At 63.7% G+C, this 22,397-nt stretch carries 18 protein-coding genes; 4 read left to right on the top strand and 14 right to left on the bottom strand.

Annotation, left to right across the window (positions count from 1 at the left end; translation table 11 throughout):
- Nucleotides 1-36 precede the first annotated feature (36 nt).
- Entirely contained in the window at nt 37-1,035 is a 999-nt protein-coding gene (pdxA, locus tag DDF70_RS20840; RefSeq protein ID WP_205772458.1) for a 4-hydroxythreonine-4-phosphate dehydrogenase PdxA, read from the bottom strand.
- A 181-nt stretch (nt 1,036-1,216) separates the two neighbouring features.
- Between pdxA and DDF70_RS20835 the strand changes: the two genes are divergently transcribed.
- Both DDF70_RS20835 and DDF70_RS20830 read left to right on the top strand, forming a co-directional pair.
- Nucleotides 1,217-2,308, top strand: a complete 1,092-nt coding sequence (locus DDF70_RS20835; protein ID WP_162820548.1) for a four-carbon acid sugar kinase family protein — start codon at nt 1,217-1,219, stop codon at nt 2,306-2,308.
- A 7-nt stretch (nt 2,309-2,315) separates the two neighbouring features.
- On the top strand, nt 2,316-3,071 hold the full coding sequence (locus tag DDF70_RS20830; protein ID WP_114946754.1) for a FadR/GntR family transcriptional regulator: 756 nt from the start codon (nt 2,316-2,318) through the stop codon (nt 3,069-3,071).
- A gap of 87 nt (nt 3,072-3,158) precedes the next feature.
- On the opposite strand, the gene DDF70_RS20825 is transcribed toward DDF70_RS20830, so the two are convergent.
- From DDF70_RS20825 to DDF70_RS20800, 6 genes are all read right to left on the bottom strand, one after another.
- On the bottom strand, nt 3,159-4,055 hold the full coding sequence (locus tag DDF70_RS20825; protein ID WP_114946753.1) for a dihydrodipicolinate synthase family protein: 897 nt from the start codon (nt 4,053-4,055) through the stop codon (nt 3,159-3,161).
- A gap of 28 nt (nt 4,056-4,083) precedes the next feature.
- Nucleotides 4,084-5,208, bottom strand: a complete 1,125-nt coding sequence (locus tag DDF70_RS20820) for an iron-containing alcohol dehydrogenase family protein (protein ID WP_114946752.1) — start codon at nt 5,206-5,208, stop codon at nt 4,084-4,086.
- A gap of 64 nt (nt 5,209-5,272) precedes the next feature.
- Nucleotides 5,273-6,895, bottom strand: a complete 1,623-nt coding sequence (locus DDF70_RS20815) for an ABC transporter ATP-binding protein (RefSeq protein WP_114946751.1) — start codon at nt 6,893-6,895, stop codon at nt 5,273-5,275.
- On the bottom strand, nt 6,888-7,820 hold the full coding sequence (locus tag DDF70_RS20810; RefSeq protein WP_114946750.1) for an ABC transporter permease: 933 nt from the start codon (nt 7,818-7,820) through the stop codon (nt 6,888-6,890). Before DDF70_RS20810 ends, DDF70_RS20815 begins: the two co-directional genes overlap by 8 nt.
- A gap of 3 nt (nt 7,821-7,823) precedes the next feature.
- Nucleotides 7,824-8,735, bottom strand: a complete 912-nt coding sequence (locus DDF70_RS20805; protein WP_245435585.1) for an ABC transporter permease — start codon at nt 8,733-8,735, stop codon at nt 7,824-7,826.
- 68 nt (nt 8,736-8,803) lie between these two features.
- On the bottom strand, nt 8,804-10,309 hold the full coding sequence (locus DDF70_RS20800; RefSeq protein WP_114946749.1) for an ABC transporter substrate-binding protein: 1,506 nt from the start codon (nt 10,307-10,309) through the stop codon (nt 8,804-8,806).
- Between the two features lie 295 nt (nt 10,310-10,604).
- On the opposite strand from DDF70_RS20800, the gene DDF70_RS20795 reads away from it, so the two are divergent.
- Nucleotides 10,605-11,777 carry a sialidase family protein gene (locus DDF70_RS20795; RefSeq protein WP_114946783.1) on the top strand — a complete coding sequence of 391 codons (1,173 nt, stop codon included), beginning with the start codon at nt 10,605-10,607 and terminating at the stop codon, nt 11,775-11,777.
- A gap of 554 nt (nt 11,778-12,331) precedes the next feature.
- On the opposite strand, the gene DDF70_RS20790 is transcribed toward DDF70_RS20795, so the two are convergent.
- The 6 genes from DDF70_RS20790 to DDF70_RS20765 form a co-directional block, all read right to left on the bottom strand.
- Nucleotides 12,332-14,026: a tannase/feruloyl esterase family alpha/beta hydrolase gene (locus tag DDF70_RS20790; RefSeq protein WP_162820547.1), complete on the bottom strand. Its 1,695-nt coding sequence runs from the start codon at nt 14,024-14,026 to the stop codon at nt 12,332-12,334.
- Between the two features lie 51 nt (nt 14,027-14,077).
- Nucleotides 14,078-15,751, bottom strand: a complete 1,674-nt coding sequence (locus tag DDF70_RS20785) for a tannase/feruloyl esterase family alpha/beta hydrolase (protein WP_162820546.1) — start codon at nt 15,749-15,751, stop codon at nt 14,078-14,080.
- Nucleotides 15,752-16,174: 423 nt separating this feature from the next.
- Nucleotides 16,175-17,065: a helix-turn-helix domain-containing protein gene (locus tag DDF70_RS20780; protein WP_114946746.1), complete on the bottom strand. Its 891-nt coding sequence runs from the start codon at nt 17,063-17,065 to the stop codon at nt 16,175-16,177.
- 137 nt (nt 17,066-17,202) lie between these two features.
- Nucleotides 17,203-18,534 carry an MFS transporter gene (locus DDF70_RS20775; RefSeq protein WP_114946745.1) on the bottom strand — a complete coding sequence of 444 codons (1,332 nt, stop codon included), beginning with the start codon at nt 18,532-18,534 and terminating at the stop codon, nt 17,203-17,205.
- Nucleotides 18,535-18,620: 86 nt separating this feature from the next.
- On the bottom strand, nt 18,621-19,604 hold the full coding sequence (locus DDF70_RS20770; protein ID WP_114946744.1) for a fumarylacetoacetate hydrolase family protein: 984 nt from the start codon (nt 19,602-19,604) through the stop codon (nt 18,621-18,623).
- 181 nt (nt 19,605-19,785) lie between these two features.
- The gene (locus tag DDF70_RS20765; protein ID WP_162820545.1) at nt 19,786-20,694 is read right to left on the bottom strand and encodes a beta-keto acid cleavage family enzyme; all 909 of its coding nucleotides are present in this window, start codon (nt 20,692-20,694) and stop codon (nt 19,786-19,788) included.
- A gap of 121 nt (nt 20,695-20,815) precedes the next feature.
- On the opposite strand from DDF70_RS20765, the gene DDF70_RS20760 reads away from it, so the two are divergent.
- Entirely contained in the window at nt 20,816-21,511 is a 696-nt protein-coding gene (locus tag DDF70_RS20760; RefSeq protein WP_162820544.1) for an FCD domain-containing protein, read from the top strand.
- 337 nt (nt 21,512-21,848) lie between these two features.
- Here the strand turns inward: DDF70_RS20760 and DDF70_RS20755 are convergent.
- On the bottom strand, nt 21,849-22,397 hold a 549-nt coding region (locus DDF70_RS20755), incomplete at its 5' end, for an ABC transporter ATP-binding protein (protein ID WP_114943260.1).

Genomic DNA, 22,397 nt, shown 5'->3' with positions numbered 1-22,397 from the left:
CCGCATCCCCCGATCAGGGCGGCCCCCACGTGAGCTTTACTGGGAAGTTGCCGCCTTGCTCATGGCCAGCCGCCGCGCATAGTCGAGCGCAGACAACATATTGACGTGATTGGCTTTGCCGGTGCCTGCGATATCGAACGCGGTTCCGTGGTCGACGGAGGACCGATCGATGGGCAAGCCGAGCGAGACATTCACCGCGCTGTCGAAGGCCACCAGCTTGACAGGGATATGGCCCTGATCGTGGTACTGCGCCACGACCAGGTCAAAGGCACCCTGATAAGCGCGGTGATAGACCGTGTCGGCTGAAATCGGTCCGGAGACATTGATTCCTTCTGCACGGGCGGCCGCGACGGCAGGCACCAGTTGATCGTCGTCCTCGCGGCCAAACAGCCCGTTCTCACCGCAATGCGGGTTGATGCCGGCAACCGCGATGCGCGGTGACGCAACCCCCATGCGCTGGAAATGACGCTGCCCGACACGAATGGTTTCAAGGACGCGCTCTGGCGTCGCCCGCTCGATGGCGGTTCTCAGGGAGACGTGCGTGGACACGTGAATGACGTTGAGGCGCTCGGACGCGAGCAACATCCACGATGCGCGGCTGCCGGTCAGGTGGGCCAGGAGACCAGTGTGACCGTCGTAATGGTGACCGGCCGCGTTCAGCGCCTCCTTGTTGATCGGGGCGGTGACGATGCCGGCAGCCTGGCCCGACTGTGCCAGTTCGACCGCCGTGCGGATGTACTGGAACGAGGCTTCGCCGCAGCGCGGGCTGAGCACGCCGAAACGGTCCGGCAGGCCGTCGACCGGCACGTCGATCAGGCGCAATGCGCTGCCATCGGTCCGCGTGGTATCGGCAATCCCCAGATCGACGCTGCTCGCCGCGATCGCGCGTTCCAACGTCCGACGGTCGCCGACAATGGCAAAATCCGCCCGCTGGGACGGCGGCAGGGCCGCCAATGCCTTCACCGTCACCTCGGCGCCGACGCCGGACGGGTCACCCATGGTTATGACGATTGGACGCTCGTGCGCTACGGTCATTGGTACGGCTCCTCTGCTCAGCGAACGCTTGATGCAATCGCTTATTCGGAAACATGTAAAGTGATCACTTCCATACAAACATCTTCGTGATGTCGCAAGCAATTTCATTAACTTAGGTGGTTTTGATTTGCAGGAAAGATCATGAATTTCGGGGTTTCAATTTAACACATTTACCTGTAAGGTGCTGGCAGAGAATGAGGTTTCTGGCATGAAGACGCTGATCGTCGCGGACGATCTCACGGGCGCCCTGGACAGCGCGGTGACCTTCGCCGGCGTGGGCCTGCGCTGTACGGTTGCGCGGCGGCCTGCCGACATCCCCGCCGCCATGGCCACCGCGCCGGACGTGCTCGCGATCAGCACGGCGTCCCGCGAGGGATCCCCCGAAGCTGCAACCTGCGCCGTCAGCCACGTCTTCGATGCGATCGGTGACCGACCGAAGCTGGTCTTCAAAAAGGTCGATTCCCGGCTCAAGGGGCATTGCGGGACGGAACTCGGCATGGTCGCCGCAAGGACCGGGATCGCGCGGGCGGTCGTGACACCCGCGATCCCGGCCCAGGGTCGGGCAACCCAAGGCGGCCGACTTTCCGGAGCAGGCGTCGCCTCTCCGATCGACGTGGCTGCAACCTTCGCCGGAGCCGGCCTGACGGTCGAGGTCCCCGACGCGGCGACCGACGCCGACCTCGACCGCGTGGTCACGGTTGCGATGTCCGGGGATCCGGTGCTCCTCGTTGGAGCCGCCGGTCTTGCGGCGGCGCTTGCCCGGCATCTGCGCCCCGGCGCACGTCCCGCCCCGGTCGGCAACCTGCCGTCGCCCCTCCTGCTGGCGATCGGCTCGCGTGATCCCATCACGTTGGAACAGCTCGACGTCTTGCGCGCCGCCGGCGTGCAGGAACTGCGTGCCCCCGACGGTCGAGTAGAAGTGCCGCCGGGCGGCATCCGCCATGACGCGCTGCTGCTACGGCTCGTCGCCGGCGGCGATGCGTTCGACCCCCGCAGCGCCAACGCTCATTTTGCCGCGTCCGCATCGGAGTTCGCCAGGTCCGTGGACGTGGGTACCCTCCTTGCCTGCGGCGGCGAGACCGCGGACGCCATCCTCGGATCGCTCGGCGTCGGCATCCTCGAGGTCGAGGGCGAGGCCTTGCCGGGGGTGCCGGTTTCATCGATGGTTGTCGGCGGTCGAAGGACGAGACTCGTCACCAAGTCCGGAGGGTTTGGCGCACCTGACGCGCTCGCAAGGATCGTCACCATGACAGCGGACACAGGACGGGACTGACACGATTATGGACACAACCGATTTCGACATGGGCCAGCCGCCATCTGAGGCGACGAGGCCCGCCCGCCCGGGACTGGCGGACCGGATCTATCACCTGATCTACAGCCGGATCACGAACGGCGACTATCCGGCGAACCAGAAGCTGCCGCCGGAAAAGACGCTCGCCGAGGAGTTCGGCGTCTCGCGTCCTGTGCTGCGCGCCGCGCTAGAACGGCTGCGGGATCAAGGCCTCGTCTATTCGCGCCAAGGTGCCGGGAGCTATGTCCGCGAGGTGCGCAGCGCACCGCTCGGCTTCGCGCCCGTCGAGACGATTGCCGACATCCAGCGTTGCTACGAGTTCCGGATTTGCATCGAGACGACCGCTGCGTCCCTCGCGGCCGGTCGGCGTGATTCCGCCGCCATCGAGAAGATCGAGACGGCACTCTCGCTCATGGACGCGGCCACCAACTCCCAGATCCACCGCGAGGACGCCGACTTCGCCTTCCATCTCGCCATCGCGCAGGCGGCCAACAACCAGTACTTCGATACCTCTCTGCGGGCGCTGCGTGAGCACATCTATGTCGGAATGAAGCTGCACGGCCAATCGCTCATGACCGACGGGGCCAAGGGCTTGCGGGAGGTCTTCCAGGAACACAGTGCGATCTTCGCCGCCATCCGTGACGGCCAGGCGGCGCAGGCGGAAATGCTGATGCGCAACCACCTGATCCACTCACGGGAACGCCTGTTCGGCGGCACGCTGATCAACCTGGGCGGCGCCAGATAAGCTCACACTGGCCGGTAGGCCTATCCTGACGGAGTTTCAACAGGGACTGCGACCGGCCCATCGGCAGGCCGGTCGCAACCCGCATGATTATGCGGCCGCCTTGGTGATCAACCCGTGCTTCTCCAGGATAGCCGCGATCTGCGCATCCTGGACGGGATCGGGCAGCAGCGCCGGCTGCCGGCTCGCTCCGACCGAGTTGTCCATGAGGTAAAGCGCCCGCTTGACCAGCGCCGGCGGATAACCCAGGGCGTAGAGGTCCTTGCGAAACGCGCCGAAGCGCTCTTGCAGGCGTTCTGCCTCAGCGATGTCACCCTTGTTAAAGGCGGCAACGATCCCGGCCAGCACCCAGGGCATGACATTGCCGAGCCCGGAGATGCAACCGCGGGCCCCGTTTTGCAGTGACCACAGCACCAAGTGGTCCGGTCCGGAATAGACGTCGAAACCTGGCGCCTCGCGCCCGACCGCCAGGTAGGCTTCCAGCGTCTCCTGGCTTCCCCCTGAGTCCTTAATCCCAGCGATGTTGCCGTGGGCCGCGAGCGTCTTCGCCGTCGCGGGCTCGATATGGTTCTGGGTCCGGGCCGGAATGTCATAGAGGTAGACGGGCGTCGTGACCTTGTCGGCGACCGTCGAGAAGTGGCGGATCAGGCCATCCTGCGTGCAGGCGATGAAGAACGGGGTGATGACCGCGATGCCGTCGACGCCGATGTCCTGAAAGGCGCGGGCAAGCAGCACCGTCTCGTAGGTGGCCGGCATGCCGGCATTGACGATGACGCGCGCCTGGCCGCCGACCTCATCGACCACTTCCCGAGTCAGCCGGACCTTCTCCTCGAAGGTCAGTGCCGTGAAGTCGCCGTTCGTCCCGGCACACATGATGTTGTTGCCCGCCTCGACCTGGCGGCGCACCTGGGCCCGTGTCGCGTCATAGTTGATCGTCTCGTCGTCATTGAAGCAGGTGACGAGCGCGACGAAAGCTTCCTTGGCCATTGTCGTGTTCTCCATGTTCGGCGATGCCTCAGTAGGCGGCTTCGTAGATATTCAGAATGTCGGCCTCCTTCAGGTCGACTGGATTGAAGTCGAGAAGCCGCCGGATCTGGTGGGCTTCGCTGGCGCAGGCCGGCAGGTCGTAGCGCGGAATGCCGTGGCTGTGCAGCCCCATGTCGAGGCCCAATCCGGTGCAGAACGCGTTCGCGCCGCCGAACACCGCCTGCCGGCTCTCGCAGGTGAAGCCGAGCGCTTCGCCGACCAGCGCCGTCTTCTCCGGCACGGCACGGGCATTCGCCGCGAGCACGTGTGGGAAGATCAAGGCATTGGCGATGCCATGTGCCAGCTTGTGCCGGGTTCCGAGCGGATAGGCGAGCGCATGGCCCGCGGTCGTGTTGACGGGGCCGAGGCAGATGCCGCCGTAGAAGGCCGCCAACGCCAGCCCGGCGCGTGCCTCGAGGTCGCGCCCATCCTCCACCGCCCGCTTGAGGTAGCGGCCGACGAGTTGGATGCCGCGCAGGGCATAGCCGTCGATGATCGGGTGGGCGCGCTTGCTCGTGAAGGCCTCGACGCAGTGCGCCATGGCGTCCACGCCGGTCGCGGCCGTCACCATGGGCGGGACCGATACGGTCAGGGCAGGGTCGATGATCGCCATGTCGGCCAGCATCTCGACGCTCTCCGTCGCGATCTTGTTCATGGTTTCTGGGTCCGTGATCAGGGCCCGGGTCCCGACCTCGCTTCCAGTGCCTGCCGTCGTCGGGATCTGGATCAGCTTGACGCTGCGCTTGGGTGCCCTATTCGGGCCGGAGACATCGCGCAGGCCCTTGTCGCTGCTCACCAGGACCGCGACCAGCTTCGCCAGGTCCATGGCGCTGCCGCCGCCGAAGCCGATGATCGCGTCGGCGTCCATCGCCTTGGCCGCTGCCACCGCGGCCTCCAGGTTGGGCAGGTCCGGTTCCGGCTTGACGTCGCCGAACACGCCCGGATTTTCCAAGCCGAGCACGTCAAGGCGTGCCGCGTTGATCCTGTCGGCAACAACGAAGCAGCGCCTCACGCCGACACCGGCGACCCACGCCGCGAGCGTCTCGATCTGCCCGACACCGAAGCGGACGATCGGTGGACGCTGCATTTCCAAGGCTTGCTCAAGACCTGGCATTGGTTATCTCCTCAGTTCTGGAATGCGGGTGCGGGAGCCGACACCGCATTGGCGAATGACGCGGTCATACAGCGACCGCCTGCTCGGCAATCCGGCGCGCCCTTTGGACGTCCGGGTCAGGATCGAGGCCCGCCGCCAGAAGCCGGCGCGTGTAGGGTTCGCGCGGGTTCTCGAAGATCTCACGCACGGTCCCCTGCTCGACGACGCGGCCCTTCTCCATCACCATCACGTGGTCGGCGAAGTCGCGGACGACCGGCAGGTCGTGGGCGATGAAGATGAAGGCGATGCCGAGCTCACGCTTCAGCTTGTCGAGCAGCGCGATGACCTGCGCCTGGATGGACACGTCGAGCGCCGAGACCGCCTCGTCGGCAATGATCATCTCGGGCTCCAAAGCGAGGGCCCGCGCGATCGCGATCCGCTGGCGCTGGCCTCCGGAGAACTGGTGGGGATAACGCGCGGCATGTTCGGGTTGCAGACCGACCTGTACGAGCAGCTCGGCCACGCGCTCACGCCACCGCGCCTTGGGAAGGATCTCCGGGTGGATGACCCAAGCCTCCGAGATGATCTGGTAGATCGACATGCGTGGATTGAGCGACTGCGTCGGGTCCTGGAACACCATCTGGATCTTGCGGCGCATCGCGTAGAGCTCCCGCGGCGGCATGGTGAACAGGTCCTTGCCCTTCCACAGCGCCTTGCCGGAATCGGCATCGATCAGCCTGAGGATGGCCTTGGCGACCGTCGACTTGCCCGATCCGCTCTCGCCGACGACGGCCAGGGTTTCACCCTTCATCAGCTCGAACGACACGTTCGCCAGGGCGTGGTAATCGCCGTAGGTCTTGCAGGCGTCCTCCACCTTGAGAATGGGCGTCCCGCCCCTGCCGGGCGCCTTCATTTCGCCGCGCCCGGGTGCGGCGGCGATCAGCTTGCGCGTGTAGGGATGCTTGGCATGATGATAGATCTCGCTCGGGGTTCCGGCCTCGACGATCTCGCCGGCATTCATCACCACCACCCGGTCGGCGACATCGGCAACCACGCCGAGATCATGCGTGATGAGGAGAACGCCCATGCCCATCTCGGCCTGGAGCTCCTCGAGCAGCCTGAGCACCTCCGCCTGAACCGTCACGTCCAGTGCCGTGGTCGGCTCGTCGGCGATCACGATGTCGGGCTTGTTGGCGAGCGCCATCGCGATCATGATGCGCTGCCGTTGGCCACCCGAGAACTGGTGCGGATACTTGTCCATCGACGCTTCCGGCTCGGGGATCCCGACCCGGCGCATCAGCTCGAGGGCACGCGAGGCGGCCTCGGGCGCCGTGACGCCATGGACGCGCATGATCTCGCGCAACTGCCAGCCGACGGTGTAGACCGGGTTGAGATGGCTCAGCGGGTCCTGGAACACCATGGCAATGCGCTTGCCGTTGATGGCCCGGCGCTCCGCGTCGGACAGCGTCAGCAGGTCGCGTCCATCGAACAGGATCTCCCCCGATGCGATCTCGGCCGGCGGCATGTCGAGCAGGTTCATGATGGTCGAGGCGGACACCGACTTGCCCGAACCGCTTTCGCCGAGAATGGCCAGGGTCTCGCCACGGTCCAGGTGCCAGCTTATCCCCCGAACCGCATCGACGATGCCGGCGGCGGTGTGGAACCGGACGGAGAGGTTCTTGACCTCGAGCAGGTGATGGTCAGCCATTCTTGCGTCCTCCGATTTCAAGGCGCCAGCGCTGGGCGGGGTCGAGCGCGATGCGCAGCCAGCCCGACAGAAGGTTCAGCGACAGTGTGGTCAGGATGATTGCAAGACCGGGCCAGAAGGCGAGCCACCAGGCATTGGCCAGATACTGCCTGCCCTGTGCGACCATCAGGCCCCAGGTGATTTCCGGCGGTTGGATGCCGATGCCCAGGAAGGACAGCGCGCTTTCGGCCAGCATGACGAAGGCGAAGTCGAGCGTCGCGATCGTGACCAGCGTCGGGACAATCATCGGCAGGATGTGCCGGAAGACGATCCGCCTGGACGACGCCCCCATCACCTGCGCCGCCTGCACGAACATGCGCTCGCGGATCTCTAGCGCCTCGGCCCGCGTCGTCCGCAGGTAGATCGGGATGCGCGTGATCGCCAGGACGAGGATCAGGTTCGCGACCGACGGCTTCAGCATGTAGAGCACGATGACCGCCAGCAGCAGTGACGGAAACGACATGATCACGTCGGCCATGCGCATGATCAGGGTGCTTGCCCACTTGGGGCCGTAGCCGGCGATGAGCCCGAGGGTCGCGCCGAGGATCGACGACAGGACGACGGCGCCGGCTGCGATCGCGAGGGTGTTCTGGGCGGCCACGACGATGCGGGCCAGCAGGGGCCGTCCCAGAGCATCGGCGCCGAGGACGAAGAGCCAGCCCTGTTGCAGCGAGAAGGGCGGCGCATTGCGGCCCCGCAGGTTCTGCTTCACGGCGGCGTCGCCGAGCCACGCCGGGCCGAAGATGGCACAGAGGATCACCAGCAGCAGGAAGATCACCGCAACGGTGGCGAACTTATCGCGCCACAGCATGCCGAGGACAACGCTTGCGCGGCTGCGCTGGGGCGCTGTGACCACATTCACGGGGGTGGGGGTCGCGACGGTCATGGGTCAGGTCCTGATACGGGGATCGAGCAGGGCATAGGCCAGGTCGATCAGCAGGTTCATGATGAAGATCGCCAGCGCGGTGACCAGGATCGCGGCAAGGATCACGTTGAAGTCGCGCGTCAGGATCGAGTCGATCATCAGCTTGCCGACGCCCGGGAAGCCGAAGATGGTTTCGACCACGACCGCGCCGTTGAGCATCGCTGCCGCCTGGTCGCCGATGACCGTGATGACGGGCAGCATCGCATTGCGCAGCGTATGAACGAAGATGATCGAGCGGTTCCCGACACCCTTGGCACGGGCCGTCTTGACGTAGGCGGATCCGAAGGCCTGGACCATCGAGCCACGGACGACCTGGAGCAGGAGGCCGAACGGCCGGATGAACAGGACCGCGATCGGGAGGATCCAATGCCACACCGTGCCGGTGCCGGACGTCGGAAGCCATCCGAGGCCGATGGCAAAGACGGTGATGCCGACGACGGCGATCCAGAAATCGGGCGCCGAGGCGCCGATCAGGGAAACCAGCGAGACCAACCGATCGAAGATGCCGCCGGGCCGGAAGGCGGCCAGCGAGCCGATGACGATGGCGGCGATCGAGACCAGAACGATCGTGGTGATCGCCAGCCAGAGTGTCCAGACGAAGGCCTGAAGGACGATGTCGATGGCCGGGCGCGCCTGACGCAGGCTGTCACCGAAGTCGAGGTGCAGCACATCCCAGACATAGCGGCCGAACTGCACGATGATGGGATCATTGAGCCCGTGCAGCTCGCGGAACTGGTTGAGCATTTCCGGCGTGGCATCGACCGGAAGGAAAAGAGCTGCCGGGTCGCCTGTCAGGCGGGACAGGAAGAAGACCAGGACGAGTAGGAGCGCGAGCGAGAAGAAGCTCGAGATGATGCGCGAAGCGTATTGGGGCACGGCTTTCCTCCACGGCAGGCGATGTCCGGCGGCGAATGCGGGAGGCGGTACCGCCTCCCGCGATTGCCTCACTTGAAGGTGATGTCCGCGAGCTCGAGCTGGGAGTTGGTCGCAATCGTCGGGGTGAATGCGATCCGCTTGCCGACCCGGGCGAAGTTGACCATGTGGAACAGCAGGACGTCGGCGACCACGTCGTCATGGACATAGGCGATCAGGTCCGACCACAGCTTGGCCCGCTCCGGCCCGGTCGCAGCCGTCGCCTTGGCAATCAGCTCATCAGCCTTCGGGTCGGAGATCCCCGATTGGCGCCCCTTGCTGTCATACTTGAAGAACATCGAGAACACCGGGTCGCCGCGCGAGTTGTCGTGCTGGACCACGAGCATCTGCGGCGGCCGGCCCTCCTTGAAGGGCTTGCTGTAGATCTGCTCGATCTGCGCGACCTCGAGCATCTGGACCTCGACGTTGAACCCGACGTCCTGCAACTGTTGCTGGATCGCCTCGACCACCTCGACGACACCGGGGAAGAGATTGGAGCGACCGATCAGGTAGAGCTTGGTGTCGACCGGCACGCCGTCGGCCTTGGCGGCCGCGAGCAGCTTCTTGGCCCTTTCTGGATCGAAGGGGAACGGCTTGACGTTGGGATTCCAGCCGAGCGTCGTTGGCGGCACGATGGCGGCTGCCTCGACGGTTCCTTTCGGTAGCAGGGATCCGATGAAGGCACCGCGGTCGATGGCGAGGTTGAGTGCCTCACGGACGCGTTTGTCGTTAATGGGTGCCACGGCGCTGTCGATGCGCAGGTACAGGGTCTCGGAGTTCAGATACGAGATGTCGCTTTTGGCATCGGTCGCATCGGCGGCCGAGATCGACGGGGCGAGATCGGCCTCGCCCTTGGTGACCATCGCGGCGGCAACGGCAGGATCGGAACGGAACACGTACGTGGCCTTCTTCACCGCGGGGGCCTGGCCCCAATAGTCGCTGCGCGCTTCCAGCGTGATGTTCTGGCCCTGGTTCCACTGGGTGAGCTTGTAGGGGCCGGTGCCGATCGGGTCACGAACGAATGCCAAGGGTGTCTCGGCGGGCACGATCGTGACGATCGACATGAGCAGCGGCAGGATCGGCTGCGGCGGAGTGGCGGTGACGTCGATCGTGTTGTCGTCGACGACGTTCAGGCTGAGCTTGGTATCGCCGAAGTAGCGTGAAGACTCGCAGGTGATCTTGTCGCTTAGCATGCGCTCGACCGAGTGCTTGACGTCATTGGCGTCGAAGGCCGTCCCGTTGGAGAACTTCACGCCCTTGCGGAGATTGAAGCGCCAGGTGCCATTGCCCTGGTCGGTCCATGACTCGGCCAGCCGGGGCAGCACGCCCTTGCCGCCCTTCACATCGTACTGGGTCAGGGTCTCGTTGACGTTCTGCAAGATGACGCGGCCGATGTTCGACCGTGTTGCCATGCATGGCTCGACCAGATCAAGGTCCTCGCCGAGGACAACGGTCACCTCGCCGGCCTTCTGGGCGTAAGCGGACGCCAGCGGCAGAGCCGTCAGCGCAGCGGCAAGCAGCAGAGTTGAACGGATCATTTCCTACCTCCCTATGTCGCCCCGCGACCGGACCCACAGCCCTTTGGTGGGCCTTGTGACGGGGTAGCCTTCGTTGCACGCAATATCGCCGCGAGTTTACAAGTTGTCAACATATTATTCCGGGACGGCTCTTTCCGATGTTCTCATTAAGAGAGTCGATCTTATATTTTTGGAATTTATTGAAGTATTTGAGTGATTTATTAGCTGTGCCGCGAATTGTGGAGGGACATTTGTCAACTTGACAAGCTATGAAAACTGGTTCATTTCGATGCCACATTCGCAATGGGAGGACATCGTGACGCCAGACAACATTGCAGAGCGTATGACCGGTCGCGTGGAACCGATCGAGCCCGACCGTGCAGAGGCGTTCCTGCCTTCGCCGGTGATCCACAATCACGCGTCGTTCCTTCAATGGCTGCCGGACGGCTCGCTGGCCTGTGCCTGGTTTGCCGGCACGCTGGAAGGCCGATCCGACATCTTCATCCGCATTTCCACGCTGGCGCCCGGGGCCACGCAATGGAGCGCCGCGGACCAGGTCTCGGACGACGAGACGCGCTCGGAGCAGAACCCCGTCATCTTCGCCGAGCCGCAATCAGGCTCGGTCGGCTTGTTCCACACGGCCCAGCCGGGTGGGCGCCAGGAGGAGTGCGTCGTCCGCTTTCGCCCGATCGAGCAAACGGCTGCCGGCGTACGTTCCGGTCCGTCGCGTACCCTGGATCTGCCCAAGGGCAGCTTCGTGCGCGGATCCATGGTCGTCCGCGATGACGGGGCGTGGATGCTGCCGCTCTTCCTGTGCAAGGTCCTGCCCGGCGCGCGCTGGACCGGCAGCCATGACACTGCTGCCGTCGCCGTCAGCCAGGATCGCGGCGAGAGCTGGTCCCTCACGGAGGTCCCGAACTCGGTGGGTTGCGTGCATATGACCATCGTGCCGCTCGGCGATGGTGGCATGGCGGCTTTCTTCCGGCGGCGGCAGGCGGACTTCGTCTACCGGACGGAGAGCACCGACGGCGGACGCAGTTGGTCTACGCCCGAGCCGACGGACGTGCCGAACAACAACTCCTCGATCGTCGCCATCCGGCTTGCCGATGGCCGTGTGGCGCTGCTGTGCAACCCGGTTTCGGCAACGGATTCGCCCGCCCGGCGCGAGTCCCTTTATGACGAACTCGGAGAGGAGGATGACGGGCGCTCAGACCCCGCTGGAGGGGTTGCAGCCATTTGGGGCGTGCCGCGTGCTCCCCTCACCCTGTGCGTGTCGACCGACGGCGGCAAGACCTTCCCGCAACGGCGGATCGTCGACGATGGGCCGGGAACCTGCCTCTCGAACAACCCGCTCGATGGTCGCAACAAGGAGCTTTCGTATCCAGCTATGGTGCAGGGACCGGACGGTGCACTACATCTGGCATACACCTTCCATCGACGCGCCATCAAATACGTCCGCCTGGCACCAGGCTGGATCGATCGGCACTGAAATCGCGAAAGTATGCCGTGGCGCATTCGACCTGAACCGATGTGACGATGCGGCAGCATCGGTTCCTTGTGCGGGTTGAACGCTCGCTTCCGTATAAGGGCAATCTCCGCCTGATCCAGATCCCGGAACGAGACGTGGATCAGGCAATAATCCGAGTGCCTGTGCAGGCATAAGCCACCAATGCACAATACTGCGTTCGCCAAGTATCAGGCAGGACACTATGCCCTTAGCGTATAAGTCAGCGACATCATTGCTGATGAAAAGGATCCCACAGTGCGCATGCGGAAGGGCCGCTGTGGGTCATCCTCTGCCAATCCCTTGACCTCTAGGAATGTCCGATATTCCTGGCGAAAGCAGGGTCTGGATTTACTTCCAAGAGGTGGCAACTGGAGGCATTTATAGATCACTGCTGGCGCTGCCCATCCCGAGACTTGAGGATGCCGTCTCTACCCTGAGCGACATTGCCGACAATTCCACATGTCGGGTCCTCAAGACGAGCACGCCCAAACCGTTGGTCAGGGCATGCCAAGAAGGCAGGAGGACTCGGTGGCTCGCTATGGCTTCGGATCAAACGCGAGCGGATCGGGACGCTTCTCGCACGTGAAGCTCTCCGCCCTGTTCGGGTCGCTTGAGCCATTGTACTTTGCATAGGTCGGATAGCGGCAGGCCGGCATGCTCCGCAGGCGCTTGAGCGAAGAAGTCTCGACGTTGTAGGCCGTCACCGCATCGGGTGGGGACTCCCCCTTCTCGACCCAGTTCTCCAGGAGGGTGAGAGTATCCACCTGCGAGGTGCCCGTGACATTGTGCCCGCCGCCATGTCCGACATAGAAGCGGAGGACGTCATCGGCCGCGTTTTGTCCCATCTTGGCAACCACGGACCTGTAATACTCCGCGATCATCGGTGTCCCGACCGCATTGTCCGCGGACGGCTGGAGGATGATCATCTTGCCGCCGCGATTGCGGAACTCGGATAGGTCCGGATTGGTCGCGTCGAACAGTGCCGACAGGTACTGAATGCGCCTGGCATAGGGACGCGGATCGAACTGGTAGGGGTCAAAGCCCGGGTCCTGTGCGATCGTGTGACGGACCAGCAGGTTCGAGAAGTTGAGCACGGCACCGCGCTTCGACTCGAAGCCCCGCCCGGGCTCCAGAGGCTGCGACGGTCGTTCCGTTCCGACGGTGTAGAACGCATACTGGTAGCGTTCTCCATCCTCGTCACCGGTGACCCCGAAGCCGGCATAGCGCGTGACCCCGTGTGCCAGGGGCACGATCATGGACCAGGGCTCTCGGATGGCGTTCACGGCCAGGATCTGCGCATCTGAGAGGCAGCCCTCTCCGGGCCTGCCGTCAGGGCATCGCAAGCTTGCAACGTTGTTGGGACATTCCATGTAGCGGGCGATGATGCCGTCTTTAAGACCATCAATTTCATCGCAAGTGGCACGGGTCTTCTCGGCGATGAGAGAGATCGCCTTTGCATCCAGCCAACCCTGGATCAGCCTGTCGCGGATCGCATTGTCCGCCAAGTGGATCCCGTACCAGCCCAGCACAGGTGACGTGGCGATGATGCCGTCGTAGTCGCGCGGGAACTTCTGGGCCATGATCACGGCCTCGCGGCCACCCGCCGACTCGCCCGTGAAGTAAAGGCGATCCGGTGCCTTGCCATAGGCTGCCTTGATGATGGTCAGGGCGACGTCGCGGGTCTTCTTGTGCGCGTCGGATGCCCAGTTCCGCAACGCCTCGTCGCTCTTCGTGAAGTTGACATCCGATCCCTGATGGCCGTCGTCATCGCCGAAGGTCACATAGCCGAGTGTAAGGGGATAAGGCAGATCCAGCGGGATCGGGTCGAAGCGGCCGGAGCCCTTCTGGTTGGGAGCCGTGATCAGGGCTCCACCGAGACCGCCGCCGCCGGATTGCAAGGCCTTGCCATTCCAGGTGGTGGGCAGGTTGACATTGAAGTTGACCGGCGGGGCATTGGGATCGACGGGCTCGATCCGACCCTGGACGATGCACCTCTCCGGGATCGGGAGCCCGAACTCACCGTCGGGAGAGGCCTTGGGTTCCGCCAGTGGAGCCCGGTCGGCCTGTGTGACCGACGCTCCCTTTGCCGGGAGGCCGATGTCACCGGGTGCAATCACAAGGCCCTTCAGATCCTGGCATCGCTGGAGTGCGGTTGTGGTTTTGTCCTGAGCTTGAGCGCCGTGGCCGACAATCGCTGTAACGGCTGCAACAGCGTAGATGATGGGCTTCATTGCTTCCTCCTGTTCGCTGCGTCGGTTCTTTTGTTCCAGCATACCCCGATCCTAGAACGACCGGCATTCGTAGTTTTCCGCACGGGCTGGATCGCCCGACCCTCTGTAGTGGGGGTAGCGGGGATGCTCGCACAGCGGACGGGAGGCGCCGACCGCATGCGTGGCCGGGCCCATGTCGACGACCACGAGGTTCCCGGGCGCCTCACCGCTGGCGACCCACCGCTCGAGAGAGCCGATCGCATCGAACTTCGACGGCGTCCCGATCCCGTAGTGGGAACCGCCCGGGGCGATATACAGGCGCACGCCCTGTGCAAGCCGGTCAGGGCCGACGACCTTCGCGACGGCATCATGGTAGGCGATGCCGCTATATCCGCTCTGCGCCGAGTCACCGGTATTGTCGGTGATGATCAGCTTGCCGCCGCGATCGAGGAAGGACGACAGGTCGGGATTGGTGGAGTCGATGATGGCAGACACCTTCTGGATCCGCTCCCGGAACTTCAGAGGATCGAAGTTGTAGGTGTCGAACGCGGGATCCTGGGCAATGAAGTAGCGAACGAACATCTGCCCGAAGAACGGGACGTTGCCCTGTCCCTGCGGACGGTCCGAACCCGGAAGCTGCGGACGAGCCGGTGCCCCTTTCCCCGTCACCCAGGTTGCCCAGCCGTCCCTGAAGCTCTCCCGCCCCGAGACGCCGAATCCCTCGAAGCCGGTAACACCGTAGGCAAGCTGGAAGGGCAACACATGCGGCTCACGGTAGATCTTGACGGTCGAGATCTCCAGGTCCGAAAGGCACGAGGGGCCGGTGTCGCTCCCGCCGGGGCAGCGCAGGACGATCGGATCGTGCTTGCAGCCCATGTACCGACCGATGATCTGGTCCTTGATGCCGTCCGACTCGTCACAGGCCTCAAGCGAGGATTTCGTCAGCAGATCGATCTTCGCGTTCGTCAACCAACCGCCGTCGGAGAGGGCTGCGACAAGCCGGTTGCCGCTGAGCTGGATGCCGGTGAAGTTCAGCACAGGGGTGACGGCGAGGACGCCGTCATAGTCGGACGGAAAGCGCTGTGCGACCATCAGGGCCTCGCGGCCGCCATTCGAGTGGCCGGCAAAGAAACTCTTGGACGGTGACGCGCCGTAGTAGCGGTTGATCACGCTGAAGGCGACGTCCTTCGTCTTCTTCAGCGCCTCGAAGCCAAAGTTCCTCAACGCCTCGTCATTGAGGGCGAAGTCAAAGGTAAAGTCGCCGCCGTTGTTGGTGTGGCCGGAATCGCTCCCGAATGTCGCATAGCCGCGCGAGATGGGCAGCGGGGCATCAAGCGGCTGGGGGTATCGCTGGGACAATCCGGTCACGAGATTGCCGTTCATCCCGCCTCCGCCATAATGCATGGCATAACGGTTCCAGGCGCTCGGCAGGCTGACCTGGAAGTTGATGTCCGGTGCGTTCGGATCGACAGGCTTGATGACCCCTCTCACCTCACAATACTCAGGGAGGGCAAGCTGGATCCCGTTTGGCGTGACCTTCTTCTCCGCCGCAGGCTTGGCAACGGCGGAGGTGACGACCGCCCCGCCCGTCGGAAGGCCGATGGATCCCTGCGCGATGCGCATCTCCTTCAGCGAATTGCATTGAACGGCCGGCTTCGTGCTGGATTCTGTCTGCGCGCCTGCCTGCGTCGCGCTAGCAATCCCCGCGAGCGTCAGCAAGGCATGTCTCAGGTGGCGTTTTCTCATGGCGTATACTCCCTCGTCTGCGTTCTCGTTGGCTCGATTTGGACGCAAGATCACTCGGCTGCCGCCTCGGAACACGAGCGGCACGCTAGGACGGATCGATGCAGCGCGCCGCCCACGGGTCGGCGACCGGCTGTTGCGGCTCCTGAAGTGAACCTGGGGATCAGGTGTATTCACCTTTGATCCGGGCATGAGGCGAGTGTACGGGGCACCAACCACCCATCAATGCATCAATCCTGCATTCTCCTGGACTTTTCGAACATCGCCCAACCGCACTGGAATGCGTATCGACACTCCAGGCAATCAGGCCGCATGAAGCAGCCGGTGCACAAAAGCGACCTTGTGAAGGGCAATCCGCGCGCCATACGGCTGATACCTCGGACTGGGCCTAGTCCCAGGCGGCAGGGTCTGGCAATCCCTGAGCCTTCAGTTCGCCGCAGTTGCCTGAATGGCCCTGAAGGTCATGGGTGACATGCCGGTCTTTTGCTTGAAGAGGCGGGTAAAGTAAGCGGGCTCCTCGAACCCAAGCGCAAAAGAGATTTCCTTAACGCTCAACGTCGTGAACGTTAGGTAGCGCTTCGCCTCCAGCACCAGCCTCTGATGGATCAGGCCCAAGGCGGTTTCGCCGAAGGTCTCGCGACAGATCCGGTTGAGATGGGTCGAGGTAATGCCGAGCTGACTGGCATATGACGGGATTCTTCGATGGCTGCGATAATCCTGGTCGACGATCTGACGGAACCGTAGGGCATGCTCCCGGGAGCGGGAGGGTTCGCTCGATGGAGGCTGGCTCTTCCTTTTCTGCACGCGGTACAGCGCGACCATGATCAGGAACAGCCGTGCCTCCATGGTCTGGCGCCGTACGGGCGCATGCGCCTGCAACTCGGACACGATCGCGTCGATATCCGAATTAAGGCTATGGGCGAGATCATGGTGGCCTTCGACCGCAACGATCTGGACCGACCGGAAGTTTTCCGCCAGGTCGGCAGTGGCGCCCAGGATCTCGGCAACGCGATTGGCGAACACGGTCATGACGGTGCCTTCCACGTCCGGCGTGAAGGTGTAGCCATGGACCACCATTGGCGGCAGCGTGACGATGCAGGGCGGGTCGATCCCTATGCCCTGTCCGTCGACGAGCAAGTGACCGCTGCCTTGCGTCAGGTGAAGGATCTGGAACAGCGTCTGATGGCGGTGCGGCTGGATGACATAGTCATGCAAACGACTGCGGGCCTGAATCGACTCGCAGTGGATCCAGCCCACGCCGGGGGCGTCCGTGGCCTCTCCGTACAGGGCATAGGTCGGAATCGTGCCGTTCGCCACATTCGCCTCGTGCCGCAGCGTTGGTGATTACCTTTCGGTCGGTCTGAACAGCGCACTTGAGCGTGCTGTGGCGAAGCCGCGAACGAACCAATGTGGCAGTTCACGGCTTCACGCTACCTGACCGCCTTGTACCCAACTCAATCCGTCGTTCCGCCGACCCGCATCGCGCGGTCCGGCACGGTCCAGATCAGCAGCGGAACACAGATCAGAAGCAGCGCCGCGATGCCGTATATGCCCAGTGTCAGGTCGCCCGTCTGGGCCTTGATGTAGCCCAGGACGGATGGGCTCACGAAGCCAGCCGTGATTCCGATCGTGCTCACCAGCGCGATTCCCGTTGCCGCGGCGGCCCGCCCGAAGTAGGTCGGCGGCAAGGTCCAGAAGAGCGGCCCCAGCGCCGTCAGCCCGATATTGGCCACGCACAGAGATGCCAGGAGCGTGTAGGTCGATCCTTTGAGCCATGCTGCCATCAGCAATCCGCCGGCGGCCAGGAGGAAGCAGGCAACCAGATGCCAGCGGCGTTCCTTGAAGAAGTCGGAGCTGAAGTTCATCGCCAGGAGGCCGGCAATTCCGCACAGCATGGGGATCGTTGAGAGAAGGCCAATGTTCATGATCTGCGACACGCCGCTCTCGCGGATGAGGGTCGGAAGCCAGAAGTTGAAAAGGTAGAACCCGCAAGTCGGCACGAAGTAAACGAAGGCCAGCAGATAGGCGACAGGATCCTTCAACGTTGCCGCACCCGGATGACCCGACTTGGCAGGCGCCCGCTCCTCGTCCTGCCGCAGTTTTTCGAGCAGGTGAGCCTTCTCCGAATCCGTCAGCCACGGAGCCGTCTGCGGGCTTTCGTGCAGGTAGAGGTAGCACATGATGCCCAGGAGGCAGGCCGGAATGCCTTGGACGATGAAGACCCATTGCCACCCCTGCAAGCCAAGGGCTCCGTCGAGTCCGCTCATGATGGCACCTGTGAGTGGGCCGACGATCGTACCGCCCAGCGGGAGCGCGAGGAAGATGACCGCCGTCACCCGGCCGCGCTGGGCACTGGGGAACCACCAGGTCAGGTAGAGCACCACGCCCGGGAAGAAGCCGGCCTCGAAGGCTCCCAGCAGCAAGCGCAGGATATAGAACTGGGTCGCCGAGGTGACCCAGGCGGTGGCAATGACGACCAAGCCCCAGAGGAACATGATGCGCAGGAAGGTCTTGCGGGCGCCGATACGCTGAAACAGCAGGTTGCTGGGGAGTTCCAGCAGCGCGTAGGTCAGGAAGAAGATGCCGGCCGCAAACCCGAACTGCGCGGCATTGATGCCAACGGCATTTCCCATCTGCAATTGCGTGAAGCCGATGTTGACGCGATCGAGGAACGCGACGCAGTACCCTGCAACGAGCAACGGCACGATGCGCCAGAACGTTTTTTGAAAGATCCGGCCTTCGTCGACTGCCGCGGTCCCCACCTCGGCTACCCTCACGTTGTACATGAAACCCTCCCTTAGTTGTGACTACCTCGGCAGAACGGCCATTTTCGTTATGTTCTGCGACCGTATGCTCGAGCGTCTGTATAGGATCAGTCCGGCCGTACCGGATTCCGGACGACCGTCTGGTCGATCGCGCCGAAGATCGATTGACCATCTTGACCCAAGGCCTCGATCCGGACGGTATCGCCGAAGCTCAAGAAATCCGTCGTCGCTGCATTGGATTGAATGATTTCGAACCCACGTCGCTCTGCAATGCAGGCGGAGCCAACGCGGTCCGGGTCGCCTTCCGAGACGGTACCGGATCCGAGAATCGTGCCGGCTCCCAGCGCACGGGTGGCCGTGACATGCCGAATGATGTCAGGGAATCCGAAGTCCATGGCACCGCCGAACGGTTCACCGAAGCGTCGGCCGTTGAGCGATACATGAAGTGGTAGGTGGATCCGCCCGTCGACCCAACGATCACCGAGTTCGTCCGGCGTGACCGCAACGGGTCCGAAGCTCGTGGCGGGCTTGGCCGCGATCCAGCCAAACCCGGTTTTCATCTCGGAGGGTGCAAGGGTGCGCAAGGACCAGTCATTGATCAGGACCAGAAGGCGGATTGCCTTCTGGGCTTCCTCAGCCGTCGCCATCATCGGGACATCGCCGAGGATGACACCGAACTCGCCCTCGAAGTCGATGCCGTGCTCAACGCTTGGGAACGGAACGTCCTGCGCGGGGCCCAGCATTCGGTCGGAAGCACCCTGGTAGACGAGCGGCGTGGCGCCCTGGGGGTTGTTGATCCGGAAGGCCTTGGCCATCAACTCGCCATGGGCCAGGAATGCCGATGCATCGAGCCACTGGTAGGCTCGCGGCAACGGCGCCAGACAATGGGACGTCTCGAACGCAAATGCGCCAGCGACCTCACGGTGGTTCAGCCTCCGATAGAGGTCGTTCAGGGCTGGCAAGGCCTCGTCCCACGCATCGAGCGCGTTCTGAAGCGTGCGCGGCTCGGCAAGAGCCGCCAGCGTCAAATCCCTGGAAACGACGACAAGCCTTCCGTCACGGCTGCCGTCAGAGAGCGTGGCCAGCTTCATGGTGTCTGATGTCCCATGTCTTCATTCCTTGGGTGAGCCTCGACGCACGGATCCTGTCCCGCCTCATGGAAGGCAGGTTCGTGCAGCGGGCACGGTGATATCGCTGGTGGAAGTCTGGAGAGACGACCCTGGTCCTCAGCCCTTCCGGCCGAAAGGCAACGGGCGCGGCTCTCCAGACGATCTAGCGTGCGGGATCCTTGAGACCGAACACGGTTCTCGCCTCCGCCGGGGTTGCAGGGTCGCGCGCAAGGGAACCCGCGAGCCTGACGGCAGCCTCCACGAGATCGTGGTTACGTCGTCCGGGCTCGCCATTCGGCAGGTAGATGTTGTCCTCGAAGCCGACACGGACCGTGTCGCAGTTCATGGCAAGCCCGAGAGCCGCCATCGTGAACTGGGCACGGCCGGCGCCGAGGACGCCCCACTTCGCGTTGGGGAAAAGACGCTCCTGTTCGTCACGCGAGTAGACCAGGGCCCGCGCCGTCGGCGGGGTGTTGCCGATGCCACCGCCGTGGAGCATCCACAGGTTACTGGCATGGCGGTCGATGATTCCCTCGTCCGCAAGGCGGGACAGGCGATGCACCACATTGACCTCTGTCAGCTCGAACTCGACGGTCGAGCCGATCCGGTAGACATGAGGCAGGGTCGTGCGCAGGAAGTTGGGCGAGTTCATATACGGGGTCTCGCCCGGATAGCCGCCCTCCGGATGATAGAAGTCCATGGAACCCGCTGCGATGCCGTAGAGGTCGGGGCGCGGCTCGATGTTCAGGAGGGCAAGGCGCTCGTCGTCGGTCGGCCAGATGAAGTCGCCTGTCGTGGGATCGCGACGAACGCCGATGCCATTTGTGGTCTGGATCAGGACGTCGCACTTGTCCCGGATGCGCCTAATGATCTCGCTATAGACCACCGGGTCGCCCGTGTTCCGGCCACTTTCGTCGCGGGCATGGACATGGATGATCGCGGCGCCTGCCTTGTAGCAGAGGTAGGCATCCTCTGCGATCTCAGCCGGGGTGATCGGCACCTTGGCGCCGTCTCGATCGCGCTGCATTCCGCCATTGAGGGCGGCGACGATCACGATTTTTTTGTTGGGCACGGGCATCTCCCTGTGAACGCACTTTTGGCTGTTGTTGACGCTCACGATAGCGGGAGGCTAAAATATGTAAACACTAAATTTGTGCATCAAAACAGAAAATATCGATATTTTGGCGGTGAACATGGATGCCCTCCCCCTTCAGTCGTCGGATAGCCTAGCTGCCAAGGCGGCCGAGCACATTGCGGCCCAGATCTTGGCCGGCGAACTCCAGCCGGGCGAGCGGCTCAACATCCGGGACCTGGTCGCAAAGACCGGGATCGGGTCGACGCCCTTGCGTGAGGGGCTGTCCAGGCTGATCGCCCGGGGGTTGGTAAAGGTGATCGACCAGCGTGGCTTCCGCGTTGCGGACATGAGCCCGGCCGACCTCATGGATATCATCCGCACCCGCCTCCCGCTTGAGATGGAAGCTCTGCGTCTGTCCATCGAGCATGGCGACGACCAGTGGGAGGCCGGGGTCGTCGCGACACTCCATCGTCTCGTGAACTACATGTCCTGGGCGCCGGAGGACGCGCGTGAGGCGGCCACGGGATTCGACGCGGTCCACAAGGCCTTTCATATGGCGCTGATCTCGGCCTGCGGTTCGCCGCGCATGTTGGCCTTCCTCGATGTTCTTTACGACCAGGGCTTCCGGTACCGCCACCTGATGCTCAAGAACCGCAAGCCTCGGGAGCACTTGCAGCGGGTGCAGCGCATCGACGAGCACAGGATCCTTGCCGAGTATTCCATCAAGAGGGACGCTGCCCGTGCGTGCGAGATCCTCCGCCACCACCTGATGACATTTGCCGACGACGTGTTTCCACCCGGTGCCGCTCGTTGATCCAAAGCCGCACCAACGTAGCACGCTGTGACCTTCCATGCGTGTGCCCACGGGGTCCACTCGTGTTCGGCGATGGCCGGGAGCCATCAAACCCTGCTCACCGGCGTTGTGGAATACCACGCAGCGAGCGTCGCTTCCATCTCGTTTCATGCCTACCATCGGATGGTCTGGTTTGGGTCAAACTTTCACGTTCCGGCCACCGAACGAATGTCGGCTCTCAAGCGCTAAAGCGAACCAATCTCTAGCGTCTCAGGCGTGCCAAAGGGAGACCTTCCCGAGCCGTGGTCTGGAGGGTTGAACGTCTCGGTGAGTTGAGCTTGCCTATTGCAGACGTTGATCAGAGGCGCTTGCCGGTCTGCTCGTCGAAGAGGTGGACGAGGCGCGGATCGGGCGTGACGCGGATCTGCTGGCCCGGCTGCGCGTCGACGCGCTCGCGGAACACGCCGACCACGTCCGAACCGCCGAACTTGGCGAACACCTGCGTCTCCGAGCCGGTCGGCTCGACCACCGCCACCTCGGCCGGCACCCCGTTCGCCTCGTCCAGCATGAAGTGCTCGGGCCGGATGCCGTAGATGATCGGCTGGCCGTCCGAGGCCGCCGGGGCGTTGGCCACCGGCAGGGTGATGCCGCTCGCGGTCACGAACCGGCCGCCCTGCAGATGGCCCTTGAGGAAGTTCATCGCCGGCGAGCCGATGAAGCCGGCCACGAACAGGTTGGCCGGACGGTCGTAGAGCTCGAGCGGCGCGCCGACCTGCTCGACCACGCCGTCGTGCATGACCACGATCTTGTCGGCCATGGTCATGGCCTCGATCTGGTCGTGGGTGACGTAGATGGTGGTGGTCTTCAGGCGCTGGTGCAGGGCCTTGATCTCGGTGCGCATGGCCAC

This window comes from Microvirga calopogonii, from assembly GCF_003347665.1.
Lineage (GTDB): Bacteria > Pseudomonadota > Alphaproteobacteria > Rhizobiales > Beijerinckiaceae > Microvirga > Microvirga calopogonii.
Note: the sequence above shows the minus strand (reverse complement) of the source record. Positions and strands in the feature narration are given on the sequence as shown.

Bases quoted from the DNA above. Each gene is read 5' to 3' on its own strand.
- DDF70_RS20825 (WP_114946753.1), bottom strand. From the start codon at position 4,055: ATGGCCAAGGAAGCTTTCGTCGCGCTCGTCACCTGCTTCAATGACGAC.
- DDF70_RS20770 (WP_114946744.1), bottom strand. From the start codon at position 19,604: ATGAAGCTGGCCACGCTCTCTGACGGCAGCCGTGACGGAAGGCTTGTC.
- DDF70_RS20820 (WP_114946752.1), bottom strand. From the start codon at position 5,208: ATGCCAGGTCTTGAGCAAGCCTTGGAAATGCAGCGTCCACCGATCGTC.
- DDF70_RS20800 (WP_114946749.1), bottom strand. From the start codon at position 10,309: ATGATCCGTTCAACTCTGCTGCTTGCCGCTGCGCTGACGGCTCTGCCG.
- DDF70_RS20775 (WP_114946745.1), bottom strand. From the start codon at position 18,534: ATGTACAACGTGAGGGTAGCCGAGGTGGGGACCGCGGCAGTCGACGAA.
- DDF70_RS20830 (WP_114946754.1), top strand. From the start codon at position 2,316: ATGGACACAACCGATTTCGACATGGGCCAGCCGCCATCTGAGGCGACG.
- DDF70_RS20790 (WP_162820547.1), bottom strand. From the start codon at position 14,026: ATGAAGCCCATCATCTACGCTGTTGCAGCCGTTACAGCGATTGTCGGC.
- DDF70_RS20760 (WP_162820544.1), top strand. From the start codon at position 20,816: ATGGATGCCCTCCCCCTTCAGTCGTCGGATAGCCTAGCTGCCAAGGCG.
- DDF70_RS20785 (WP_162820546.1), bottom strand. From the start codon at position 15,751: ATGAGAAAACGCCACCTGAGACATGCCTTGCTGACGCTCGCGGGGATT.
- pdxA (WP_205772458.1), bottom strand. From the start codon at position 1,035: ATGACCGTAGCGCACGAGCGTCCAATCGTCATAACCATGGGTGACCCG.
- DDF70_RS20810 (WP_114946750.1), bottom strand. From the start codon at position 7,820: ATGACCGTCGCGACCCCCACCCCCGTGAATGTGGTCACAGCGCCCCAG.
- DDF70_RS20815 (WP_114946751.1), bottom strand. From the start codon at position 6,895: ATGGCTGACCATCACCTGCTCGAGGTCAAGAACCTCTCCGTCCGGTTC.